Annotated in this window: 9 protein-coding genes; all 9 read right to left on the minus strand. The window is 51.3% G+C overall.

Going from position 1 to position 12,350, the window contains the following annotated elements; genetic code table 11:
- Position 1 precedes the first annotated feature (1 nt).
- Entirely contained in the window at positions 2-607 is a 606-nt protein-coding gene (gene dsrO, locus DHAF_RS23835; RefSeq protein WP_015945460.1) for a sulfate reduction electron transfer complex DsrMKJOP subunit DsrO, read from the minus strand.
- Positions 604-1,320: a TorD/DmsD family molecular chaperone gene (locus DHAF_RS23840; RefSeq protein WP_015945461.1), complete on the minus strand. Its 717-nt coding sequence runs from the start codon at positions 1,318-1,320 to the stop codon at positions 604-606. The genes dsrO and DHAF_RS23840 overlap by 4 nt, the downstream gene beginning before the upstream one ends.
- A gap of 104 nt (positions 1,321-1,424) precedes the next feature.
- Positions 1,425-4,520: a tetrathionate reductase subunit A gene (locus tag DHAF_RS23845; RefSeq protein ID WP_015945462.1), complete on the minus strand. Its 3,096-nt coding sequence runs from the start codon at positions 4,518-4,520 to the stop codon at positions 1,425-1,427.
- 297 nt (positions 4,521-4,817) lie between these two features.
- On the minus strand, positions 4,818-7,007 hold the full coding sequence (locus DHAF_RS23850) for a DNA topoisomerase III (protein ID WP_015945463.1): 2,190 nt from the start codon (positions 7,005-7,007) through the stop codon (positions 4,818-4,820).
- 217 nt (positions 7,008-7,224) lie between these two features.
- Positions 7,225-8,166 (minus strand): stage II sporulation protein D, encoded by a 942-nt coding sequence (spoIID, locus tag DHAF_RS23855; protein ID WP_015945464.1) that lies wholly within the window; start codon positions 8,164-8,166, stop codon positions 7,225-7,227.
- A gap of 67 nt (positions 8,167-8,233) precedes the next feature.
- Positions 8,234-9,484 carry a UDP-N-acetylglucosamine 1-carboxyvinyltransferase gene (murA, locus tag DHAF_RS23860; RefSeq protein WP_011462226.1) on the minus strand — a complete coding sequence of 417 codons (1,251 nt, stop codon included), beginning with the start codon at positions 9,482-9,484 and terminating at the stop codon, positions 8,234-8,236.
- Between the two features lie 149 nt (positions 9,485-9,633).
- A complete protein-coding gene (locus tag DHAF_RS23865) occupies positions 9,634-10,284 on the minus strand; it encodes a hypothetical protein (RefSeq protein WP_015945465.1) in 651 nt (216 codons plus the stop codon).
- Positions 10,285-10,517: 233 nt separating this feature from the next.
- Complete coding sequence (locus tag DHAF_RS23870) at positions 10,518-10,916, minus strand: F0F1 ATP synthase subunit epsilon (RefSeq protein ID WP_015945466.1); 399 nt, start codon at positions 10,914-10,916, stop codon at positions 10,518-10,520.
- Between the two features lie 2 nt (positions 10,917-10,918).
- Entirely contained in the window at positions 10,919-12,316 is a 1,398-nt protein-coding gene (gene atpD, locus DHAF_RS23875) for a F0F1 ATP synthase subunit beta (protein ID WP_015945467.1), read from the minus strand.
- Positions 12,317-12,350: the final 34 nt, after the last annotated feature.

Here is a 12,350-nt window from a genome sequence, read left to right on the forward strand (position 1 = left end):
TTTATTTCCCCCCCTTCTCTAAATCTGTATAGTCCGCTCCCAGCACAGCCTGGTCGGCACCAATGTAGTAGATCATCGGTTGGGTATTCATCTCCGGCTTGAGAATCTGCACAGGGTTGTTGGCTATCAGTCGGGAAACGAGACTGTTGGGATCATGCAGATCCCCAAAAATTCGGGCTCCTCCTACACAGGTGGTAACACAGGCCGGCAGCAGTCCCATTTGTACTCTGTGATAGCAGAAGGTGCATTTCTCCGCCGTTCTGCGCACCGGGTTAACAAAGCGGGCATCATAAGGACAGGCCGCCATACAGTATTTACAGCCAATACAGCGGTCATAATCGATCAGAATAGTGCCGTCTTCCGTCCGGTAAGTGGCCCGGACAGGGCAGGCCGACTCACAGGGGGCATTATCACAATGGTTGCATAAGCGGGGCAAGCGATGACGGGACACTTGCGGATAGGTTCCCTTTTCCATTTCCTTGACCCAAGTACGGTATTTTCCATCCGGCACATTGTTCTCGATTTTGCAGGAAACAGTGCAGGCGTTGCAGCCCACACATTTTCGCAAGTCGATGACCATGCCGTAACGAATCGATTGTTCAGTCACGATTGCCACTCCTCTCGTTCGATGTTTTCATTGCTGGTGCTTTCCGGTATCGGAGATCCGGTTAAGAGCCGCACTTCTTCCCGGCAGAATTCTGCGGCCAGCCCCGCGAAATAAGTGTAGAAACCTGTGGGATCGGCTCCGGCCAGATCTTCCCTGAGCTGAGGCAGCCACTGATTCAAATGTTCTTCCAGCAAGACCTTTTGCCAATGATGAAGGGCTCCCAGGTCTTTCTTTGCTTTTTGCCAACTCTCTTCAGTTTGACAAAGATAGGCAAGGGCGGCAAGCTCAAAACCAATCTGGTCGGGAATATTCATTTCTTTAAGGGGTTGAAAGATCGTCATTTTTTCCGGCTCAAAGCCGATTTGTTGATAAATATGACTAATCTGCAGGGTAGAATCCCCCCAAAATCCTCCGAACTTGGTCTTCCCGCCTTTCTGCCGCCGGGCTCCGCGAATAGCTGCTTCAAAAGGGGGCACAAAGCGTCCCGAGACAGGAACGAAGAAAAGATCATAATAAGTTTGCTGCAATTCCTCCAGCTCAGGATCCCCTTCCTCTATCTCTCTCAGCAGCTCCTCCAGCCAGGACTCCTCCAGATCGGCAGCCCATTTCTTTAAAACCCTAAACTGCTCCCAGGTGGGTTCATTAAGGAAAATACTTGCCAGCAGTTCATAGCCTAAAGCCCGCTCCCGGGCACTTCCTTCAATTTCAGGCATGTTTATCCCCCCTTTTGGTGTTGTCATAGTCAACTCCCCTGCCGGGCCGCAGAATCAGCAGAGGATGAAACCTGTTATCCAGCTCAGGCAGCTTATGAGGGTTTTTAGAGCTTAACGATTTTTGCCTTAACTGTGTTGCGATCGATTGAGCCGCCTACCAGATCCACCAGGGGATGAGGGGTCTTTAAGCTGATATCCCGCAAAGCGAGGCGATTGAGAAGAATTCCTTTGCCATCCCTGGCGCCCCCGGCACGTTTTTTGCCCTCAATCTCGAAGCCCTGGTCCCCGGATTGGCCCCAATGTCCGTAGCCGTATTCGATGCCGATGGAGCCTTTGCCCACTCCCCGGCGGACCTTGGCAATACCCTCCACTTCCCCGGTGGGAGTAATCAGCTTGACCTTATCCCCTGTCGCAATGCCCATGGCTGAGGCATCCTCAAGGTTCATTTCGATGTGATTGGTATCCTGCAGACCCTTGAGCAGAGGAACGTTGTCCAGGCAGGCACCGGTGCGATAGCGGGGCTTATAGGATACGGCGATAAAGGGCCATTCCTGGCTGGGATAGACCTCATCCACGGTTCTCCCGTCGGCGAAAGTAGGGGGAATCCAGCAAGCAGTCCCGGGATTGTATCGGCCGGTCATACAGTTGATGCTGGTGCCCAGTTTTTGATTGTAGATATTGACGATTTTGCCGAATTTATTGGTCAGGTTATCCCCGTCATAGTTCTTCACATAATCCTCGAAACGTCCTCCCCGGGCCAGCAGATAATAGACTTTTTGCCACTCTTCTGGGGAAAGGCTGGCTTTTACATCCTTCAGATCCTCTGCCAAGCCGGAGAGAGCTAATTCCTCCGCCGCAATATCGGCAATGGGGGTTTCATCAAAAGCGATATTGGCCATGGCCTTTAAGAAGTAATCTGCTGCCGAGTTCAAAGGGGTGGGCTTTCCTTCCGCGTCTAAAATGCCCTTCTCTCCATAGCCGGGAAGATTCAGGCGTTTGGCAATCTCAATCAGATAGGCTTCCATGGAATAGGGGTGCCCCTCTTTGGTCTTGGGGACCAGAGGATCAATGATGGGACGGCGGGCCCCATGGGCCTTGCTTAAGACCAGATTCCAGATGATCGGCACTCCCCAGCTTTCATAGAAGGTGGTATCGGGAATAATATAGTCTGCATATTGGGTGGAGTCCCCCATCATAATGTCAATGGAAATAATCAAGGGGAGCTTTTCCGGATCCTTAAGAAAATCCTCCACATCCTTTTGGAACAGCCCTGGAGTGGCATAGAGAGGATTGGCCATCCACATCATGAGGATTTTGGCGGTGTAGGGATAGCCGGCCATCATGGAAGGAATCACATGACCCTCCAAACTATCGGCTAAGGGACTCCAGGGTAAGGTAGCGGGATAGGGATTTTCTCCTTTAGCTTTTCTGGCCTTGTATTCCGGAGTCTCTTCATAGGCTTTTCCTTCCCGGCTGATTTTGACCCCTTTGGGCTTGACTCCTCCGGGGACCTTGGCAAAATCATAGCGTTTGCCCGCATCATCGGCGATATAGCCGCCGCCGCTCTTGGTTGAGCCGCCTTTTTTATTGATATTGCCATTTAAAGCATTAAGGGTCGCCACAGCCAGGGAGCCATAAAAACCGTTGGAGTGCATGGATACCCCGCCGTGATGATCCGTGGCTGCTTTGGTGCCATGGTTGAAATATTCCTTGGCTAAACTGATGATCCGTTCCTGACTTAAACCTGACTCCCTGGCATATTCCTCATAGGTATAGGAAGTGGCTTCATCCCGGAGAATCTGCAGGGAACTCTTCACAGTAACCATGGCATCGCCAAGGGCGATTTTACCGGTGTAGAAGAGGGTGCCATTCTCTGCAGCTTTACAGAGAGTGGGCTCCCCGGACTTTTGATCGATAACCACATAATTGGGATTGGTCTCATCGGCCTTTTCGGCCAGGCCAATCTGTTCTCCCAGGAGAAATTTCCCGTAGTCGGCATGTCCTTCTTCCTGAATGACCAGGTAGGTGGCATTGGTCCAGGAGGGGAACTTCTTTTTCTGGGCCGCTTCCTTGCTGGGGGATAGCAAATAGTTTTCATTGTATTTTTCATTCTCAATGGCCCAACGAACCATAGCCATAGCCAGGGCGCCGTCTCCCCCCGGACGAATGGGTACCCAGGAGGATTCCTCCGCCTTCGGCGAGTTATACATGCCGTTTTGGAGCACGGGATCGACGATGACCGCTTTCATGCCGTTTTCAGCCTGGGCTAAAGCCGATTTCCGGGCCATAGGCTGAAAGGGAGCTCCAGCCTGACCCGGTGCATTGCCAAAGAACATAATAAACTCCGCTCCCATATAATCGGCCTTCATATGGGGTTTTTTATCCCAGGTATCCAGGAAGGCCAGATAGGCAACCCGGCGGCTGATTCCGCAGATACCGCCATGGCCGAAATGATTGGGGGAACCATAGGCGTTATTGACAAAACGCTTCGCGAAAGGTGTCCGTCCGTCATCCCGGCCACCGATGAAGACAAATTGGTTGGCCTTTACACCCCAGCCCGGCTGCTCAGGATAGATGGGGGTGTCTAAGTCACGAACCTGCCGCAGACCTTCAATGGTTTGACTTTCTCCCAGCTCGGAAAAAAGCCGGCCCCCTTCGATGGTTTCTTCTAAAGCCTGCTCCCAGGTGATGGGCTGCCATTTCCCTTCGCCCCGTTTACCTGCCCGCTTAAGAGGAGTGAGGATACGGTTGGGCTCATAGACCATTTGGAAAGCGGAGTTCCCTCTTTGGCAGACCGTGGCCCTTTGGGTGTGGCCATTCTCCTGGTACTGACCCAAGGAAAGGTAGGACTCCTTCAGCGGAGTGTCAAAGGGGAGGTGCGGTTCGGCACAGCTGGGATGGTAAGGATTACCGACTACGCGCAGGATCTTGCCGCTTTTTTTATCCACTTTCACCCGATTGCCGCAATTGCTCCAACAGCCCAGACAGACACTGCTTTTTAAGGCAACGTCCTGATTGAGAATGATTTCCCCGGTGGCCTTATCGATTTTCATTTCTACCGGCAGGGCATCCCCATCATAAGGTGTAGGATTGGTGATGGCTTCGCCGGCGATGACCCGGGGAATTTTTTCTATTCCTAAGCCAATGGCTGTAACACTCCCAACGGCGGCCATGGATTTAATGAAATCACGCCTTTTCATGTTTTTAGCTCCTTTCTGTTCCTTCAGGTATAGCTTGCTAAAGCTTGAGGTATACCTTGCTTGGTTTTGATTCTTTTATCTTGCAAAAGCCATGCCAACGACTTTATGCTGATCCGCTCCACGGCCTCCCTATGGAAAAGGCTGTCTAGAGGAGATTGGGACTTTGGCAAAACTACGGTTTCCTTATGTTGAAGAAGCAGTTTGCAAAAATGTCAGGCTTTTCACCCTGACATTTTTGCAAAAAATATGAACCCTGACATTTTGTCAGGGTTCCTCCAATTTTTACTTAGGTAGTTTTTACTTGGGTAGATTTAATTTAGCAAGGGCATCAGCCAGCGCTGTATTTAAAGGAGCGTCCTTTTCCTGTTTCTGCAAATAGTGATTGACTTCCCTTTTATTGTAGGAGCCTTTGCTTCCTTCTTGTTCCCGGCGCTTGTTAAACGCGGACAGTTTCTCCCGATATCCGCAGGCACAGGTAAAGATCTTGTGCTCTCCCTCTCCCTGCAGTTTCATTTTTTTATGGCATTGGGGACACCGGGCATTGGATTGTACGGAAAGCCCCTGACGATAACCACACTCCCGATCCTGGCAAACCAGCATTTCTCCGCGTTTGCCCTTGACCTGCAGGAGAAATTTACCGCACTCCGGGCACTTGGCCCGGGTCATATTGTCATGGCGATAGGTCCGGCCGCTCCCGGACACTTCCGAGACAAGCTGGGTGGCATAGCTTTTGATCCCCTGGATGAAACGCTGCCGGTCTTCCCGCCCTTTGCTGATTTCACTGAGCTGCTGCTCCCACTTGGCGGTGAGCTCCGGAGATTTCAGCTCAGAAGGAACCAAGCCAATCAGTTGAATCCCTTTGGAAGTAGGAACGATTTCCTTGCCGTTGCGCTCCATATAGAAAGAACTAAAGAGCTTTTCAATGATATCGGCCCGGGTGGCCGGAGTGCCCAAACCGCTGGTTTTTTCCAGAGTCTCCCGCAGGGCCTCATCATTCACCCGCTGTCCGGGATGTTCCATCGCCGAAAGGAGGGTGGCTTCGGTGTAGCGCTTGGGAGGCTTGGTTTTGCCCGGCAAAAGTTTCAGGTCAAGGACTTCAAGGGTCTGCTTGGGCTGGAGATCCGGCAAATTTTGTTCCTGCTCCTCATGGTCGGCCTCCTCGTCAGCAGCCTCCCTGCCTTCATAGACACTTCGCCAGCCTTTTTGTTTGACGATTTTGCCTTTGGCGGTGAACAGTTCTCCCTGAATCTCCACTTTAACCGTGGTCTGCTCATATTCAAAGGCCGGGGACAGGACCGCGATAAAGCGGCGCACAATCAGGTCATAGATTTTGGCCTCTTCCGGACTGAGTTTATTGAGGAACACCGTTTGTTCCGTGGGGATAATGGCGTGATGGTCCGTGACTTTCGAGTTATCCACCAATCGTTTCGTAGGGGTGATTTTGGTGCGCAGAACCCGGCGGGCCAGTTCACTGTAAGGCCCTACGGCAATGGTCTTGAGCCGTTCCGGAAGAGTAGGGACGATATCCTCGGAAAGGTAACGGGAATCCGTTCTGGGGTAAGTGACCAGCTTATGCTGTTCATAAAGCTGCTGCATGATGGATGAAGTTTGCTTGGCCGAGAATCCGTATTTTCGGTTGGCATCCCTTTGCAGTTCGGTTAAATCATAGGCCTGGGGAGGCTGCTCCCTTTTCGCTTCTTTCTTGATCTCGGCAACCTGGCCCTTATGCCCCCTTAGCTTCTGCACAAGCTGTTCTGCTTTTCTCTGATCAAACATTCTGTTTTGGCCATTGCCCTTATCCTGCCAGCTCAATGAAAACCCTTGCACCCGGGCATTGATCGTCCAATAACCCTTAGGGACAAAGTTTTGAATCTCCTTCTCCCGTTCCACTACCAGAGCCAGGGTGGGAGTCTGCACTCTTCCTGCCGAGAGCTGAGCATTGTATTTACAGGTCAGGGCCCGTGTGACATTCAGGCCCACATACCAGTCCGCCTGAGCACGGCACTCGGCAGCGGCGTAGAGAGATTCGTAGGCCTTGCCCGGTTTGAGATTATTAAAGCCTTCGCGGATGGCTTTATCCGTTTGGGAAGAAATCCAGAGCCGTTTGATAGGCTTTTTCCAACCGGCCTTCCCGATAATCCAACGGGCCACCAGCTCCCCCTCCCGGCCGGCATCGGTGGCAATAATCAGTTCCTCCACATCAGGCTGGCGCAGGAGCTGCTTGACGGCGGCGTATTGCTTGGAGGTTTCCTTGATGACCACCAATTCCATATCTTTCGGGAGCATGGGCAGGTCTTCCAGACGCCACTGCTTATACTTCTCTCCATAAGCTTCCGGGTCGGCAAGGGTCACCAGATGCCCCAAGGCCCAGGTGACGATATAGCGGGAGCCGATGAAGCAGCCGTTGCCTTTTTGATTGCAGCCTAATAATTTGGCAATATCACGACCCACTGAGGGTTTTTCTGTTAAAACTAAACTCTTTCCCATTGATTCTCTCCTATCAGCTATATTTTTTCGCAGCTGTTCCAGCCATGTTTATTCGCTTTAATCAGGGCAAAAACAGGACCCTTATCTTAGTATAACACACTCCATCCGGAAAAAAGCGCAAGGCTGAATATCCCTTATCCAGAGAAATTCAGCCTGAAACGAAACGGTGGACAGATCGCTTTAACTGCCCGTAATCCCAGGGAATCACAAGGCATCCCTAAGCTTTGGTAAGGTTGAGAAGCTGGGTGCCGGGGTAATAGTGTTGGAGGATCTCTTCACAGGTTTTACCGGCCTTAGCCAGGTCATTGGCGCCGTATTGAGACATACCGACGGCGTGGCCGTTACCGTAAGTGGTGATTTTGATTTGCTGGGGAGTTATGGTGATCTCCATGTCTGTGGAAGCCAGCCCCAGCAGGGTGCGGATCTGAGCTCCTGTGTAGTTTTTGCCCAGGACGCGAACTACTTTGGCCCGTCCCGCCGCTGTCTCGCTTAAGACCACGAAGTCGGATTCTGTAAAGGCTTTGGCCGTACTGGAATGACCGACTTTTTGATAAAGGTCGCTGGGGGTAAAGGTATAAGTTTTTACATAACGGGTGGGCTTTTCTTCTCCTGCCGCCACATTCTGCAGATAAGGCCGGGAAGAGCTCCAAACGTCCTCCGCCCGCTCCGTGGGTTTTCGCCCGGTGCTGCTATGGAAAAAGGCATCGATATATTGTCCGCCGGCCACCAATACCTGATCCTTGGTGCTGGTTACCGCCTTTTCTATCTTGCTGTGATAGCGCCAATAGGAGAGCAAATTCCATTTCTCTTTCATCTTATCTTCGGAGATCCAAACCTGGCTGTTGACGGTGGTGTCCACATCATAGCCGGCCTCATTGCCGGAGCGCTGGCTGATGCGTTGGGCGGCATAGGTCCGGGCGGCAATGGCCTGAGCTTTGAGAGCTTCCTCTTCAAATTCGGCAGGCATTTCCGCGGCTACCACACCCACCAGATAGTCTTCCAGGTCCAGAGATTTTACTTGTCCATCCGGCATCAAGACCCGTATGGCAATGTCCTCGGTCCTGACTTCGCTTTGATTGTACCAGCGCAGTACTGTCCAAGGAAATAAAACAATAATTATCACCAAGAGAACCAGAATTCTGAGCCATTCTTTGCGCACAAAGTCCCTCCTCCTCTCATAGGCCAAGCCCATGCTTAACACTATGCAAAGGGGAGGGACAATATGTTTACTCTGCTCTGCGAATCTGGGCACCAATCCCGGTTAATTTCTCCACCACATACTCATAGCCGCGGTCGATATGGTGAACCCCTTGAATTTCTGTTTCACCGTCTGCCGTTAAGGCGGCAAGGATCAGGGCTGCACCGGCACGCAAGTCGGTAGCGGTGACGGGGGCTGCCGTTAGATTTGAATTTCCTTGGATGATGGCACTGCGGCCTTCAATTTTAATTTCGGCGCCCATCCGTTTGAGCTCATCCACATGCATGAAGCGGTTCTCAAACACCGTCTCCGTGACCACCCCCGTCCCATTGGCCCGGGTTAAGAAGGCCAGGAAGGGCGCTTGCAGATCCGTCGGGAACCCCGGATGAACCTGGGTCTTAATATCAACAGCATTATAGACACCTTCACCTACCACACGGATGCCATCATCTTCCTCACGGAAATACACCCCTGCCTCTTCTATCTTGGCCAGGAGGGGTTTCAAATGGTCGGCGATCACATTTTGAACAAAGATATCGCCGCCGGCGGCGGCGGCCATGAGCAGATAGCTGCCTGCTTCGATGCGGTCCGGGATGACGGTGTGATTGGCACCATGCAACTCCTGAACACCTTCGATACGAATCACACTGGTACCGGCCCCCCGGACTTTCCCGCCCATTTGGTTCAGGAAATTCGCCAAATCGATGATCTCCGGCTCTTGGGCAGCATTTTCAATAAAGGTGGTGCCTTCGGCGCCGACTGCGGCCATCATAATGTTTTCCGTCGCACCCACACTGGGAAAATCCAAATAAATACGGGCGCCCCTTAATTTTGTCGCACTCACATCCAGATAGCCATGATCCATGCGAATTTCCGCCCCCAGAGCTTCCAGGCCTTTGAGATGCCAATTGATCGGCCGTGAACCGATGGCACATCCTCCGGGGTGGGAAATCCGCACCCTCCCCGTTCTGGCCAGCACCGGTCCCATGGTAACGATGGATGCTCTCATTTGGGATACTAAATCATGGGGCGCTTCCAGGCTGGTGATTTCCGGTGTATTTATATACAATTGCGATCCTTCTCGCCTCACTGATGCACCAAATGCTCCTATAACCTGACACATGACGTCCACATCCAGTAAATGCGGGGCATCGTCAATGCGTATCGGCTCCGGAGACAACAAGCTGGCAGCAATTAAAGGCAGTACTGCGTTTTTTGCTCCGCTTACGGTGATTTTCCCTTCTAAGGAACTACCGCCAGCAACAATAATTTTGCTCAAGTGTCCAGGCACCCCCAATTATGTAAAACTATCTATAGGCCAACAAATCCCCCTGGATTTGTTTAAAAGCTTAGCCAAAACTTATCCGACTTGCTTATATTCTCTTCAAGCACCCGAATTTCCTGCTTATTACCGGGTTTAGCCATGATTTAAAATTCTTCCAGCAAAACCGGTATTGCCAAGGCGGTCCTGCCTTGACCATACCCTTGGCTGATCACTTGAATATTGACTTTATCGTTACCCGCAACAACTCTCGGCAACAAGGATTCTTGCCAGCCTGCCACTGAAGAGACACTCTCAGACAAGGAAAATTGCCGGGGAAGAATATTCTGTTGCAAAGCATAGTGAGCTATATCCATCCCTTCCGGGACTCTTTCATCAAGGTAAGCGATGCCGCCTGCTTGGCCGACATCCTGTACCAATCCTTGGTACCATGAAAAAACGGCTTGTTCCGACTTCTGACTAATTCTGGTATATCCGGCCAGGGAATAACCTGCACTCATTGAATTGGCGGGATGAGACTCCTGCCAGACCCAACCTTCTTGCGGCAGCTTGTTAAGAAAATTCTCCTGAGGTTTACCTTTTGCAAACCAAAGGATGATGCGCAATTCTGCTTCCTGGGCCTCCAGCAGCCCTGTACTTAATAGTAAGGGATGCTTATCCTGTGCCTTCACTGCGGGAGAAAATGCTTGATTCCATAGAAAAGCATGGCTAAATACGGCAACTCCTAATAATACGATCAGCAATTGGGCGCTTAAGGGGGTATTTCGAAAATACGTCAAGGACGCTGTTCTCTTCACTATATCCTCACACCTTATCTTCTCGTTCAGCTTTCTGCTCTCTTTAATTCTAGTTTTGCCAAAGCCTCGAAAAGATAACGGTTTTTTTGCAAGGATTTAAAATATTCTTCATCCGCATGTAAACCAATATAAACCAAAAAGAAAGAGGTTGCCTCAGACGAGTAAAACTGCTTTTACTCTGGTTTAGAGACAACCTCTTTTTCAATCGAATGATGACACAGATAATAAAGCTGCTAATTCCGAGCTGCGTTGATCCTTGCTACAGCACGCATGAGGGCCAGCTCAGCACGTCGGACATCAATTCCCTCTCTCTGAGTCAGACGTTTTTCGGCTCTCTCTTTAGCTGCCAGGGCACGATCCAGATCAACCCTCTCACCGGGTTCCGCTGTATCAGCTAAAATGGTTACCTTATTATCCGATACTTCCACGAATCCGCCGGAGGTGGCTATTTTTTCTACTTTGCCATTAACCGTGTAGCGAATAACACCGATTTCGATGGAGGAAATCAAAGGTGCGTGATTAGGCAAAATCCCGATTTCACCGTTTCCCCCGGGCAGTACCACAAATTCCGCTTCTTCTTTAAGCACATTGCCTTCCGGGGAAACGACACGGAGTGTAAACGTCCCTGCCATAATTATGCCCCCAATGCTTTGGCTTTTTCAATAGCTTCTTCAATCGTTCCCACCATGTGGAAAGCCGCTTCCGGCAGGTTATCGTGCTTACCTTCCACGATTTCTTTAAAGCCGCGGATGGTTTCCTTGATCGGAACATATTTACCAGGTGAGCCTGTGAAGACTTCAGCCACATGGAAGGGCTGAGACAGGAAGCGCTCAATCCGGCGGGCCCGGGAGACGACGAGTTTCTCATCTTCCGAAAGCTCATCCATACCGAGAATGGCGATAATATCCTGGAGTTCTTTATACTTTTGCAGAATCTGCTGGACATCGCGGGCCACCTTATAATGCTCTTCACCAAGAATCTGCGGGGAAAGAATCCGCGAGTTGGAATCCAAGGGGTCAACAGCGGGATAAATCCCTTTCTCAGAGATGGCACGGTTAAGAACCGTGGTGGCATCCAAGTGAGCGAAGGCGGTAGCCGGAGCAGGGTCAGTCAAGTCATCCGCAGGCACGTAGATAGCCTGTACGGAAGTGATGGAGCCGTTCCGGGTGGATGTAATCCGCTCCTGGAGGGCACCCATTTCGGTGGCCAGGGTAGGTTGGTAACCTACCGCTGAGGGCATACGGCCCAAGAGGGCGGAAACCTCAGAACCCGCTTGGGTAAAGCGGAAGATGTTATCGATAAAGAGCAGCACGTCCTGGTTCTGCACATCACGGAAGTATTCCGCCATGGTCAATCCGGTCAGTCCTACCCGCAAACGGGCGCCGGGGGGTTCATTCATCTGACCAAAAACCATGGCCATTTTGTCGATAACCCCGGACTCTCTCATCTCGTTCCAAAGGTCGTTTCCTTCACGGGTCCGCTCGCCGACGCCGGCGAAAACAGAGAGACCGCCGTGCTCCATGGCGATGTTATTGATCAGCTCCTGGATCAATACGGTTTTACCTACACCCGCACCACCGAAGAGTCCGATCTTACCCCCTTTGGAGTAGGGGGCTAATAAGTCGATAACCTTAATCCCTGTTTCCAGCATGACCGTTGATGGATCTTGATCCACAAAGGCTGGAGCAGGTCTATGGATGGGATAAGAGGTGTCCGTGTGGACTTCTTCCCCATTATCAATGGCCTTTCCCAGAACATTAAAAATACGCCCTAAAGTCGCCGGTCCTACAGGAACGGTAATGGGAGCTCCGGTATTGAGAGCTGCCATGCCCCGCTGCAGGCCGTCGGTAGAAGACATGGCCACACAGCGTACTGTATTGTTGCCCAAGTGCTGAGCGACCTCAAGGGTGAGATCGATCTTCTTCTCGGGAACCGTGACTTTAACAGCACTATAAATCTCTGGCAGTGCCTCGGAAGCAAACTCTACGTCAACTACCGCTCCCATGATTTGCACAATTTTGCCGATATTCACAGGCGAGAAACCTCCTTTTTGCGTTTTGGCCCTG

Origin of the sequence: Desulfitobacterium hafniense DCB-2 (genome assembly GCF_000021925.1) — a bacterium.
GTDB lineage: Bacteria > Bacillota > Desulfitobacteriia > Desulfitobacteriales > Desulfitobacteriaceae > Desulfitobacterium > Desulfitobacterium hafniense.

Excerpts from the sequence above, each read along its gene's own strand:
- DHAF_RS23845 (WP_015945462.1), bottom strand. The coding sequence starts at position 4,520 with ATGAAAAGGCGTGATTTCATTAAATCCATGGCCGCCGTTGGGAGTGTT.
- DHAF_RS23850 (WP_015945463.1), bottom strand. The coding sequence starts at position 7,007 with ATGGGAAAGAGTTTAGTTTTAACAGAAAAACCCTCAGTGGGTCGTGAT.
- DHAF_RS23840 (WP_015945461.1), bottom strand. The coding sequence starts at position 1,320 with ATGCCTGAAATTGAAGGAAGTGCCCGGGAGCGGGCTTTAGGCTATGAA.
- DHAF_RS23870 (WP_015945466.1), bottom strand. The coding sequence starts at position 10,916 with ATGGCAGGGACGTTTACACTCCGTGTCGTTTCCCCGGAAGGCAATGTG.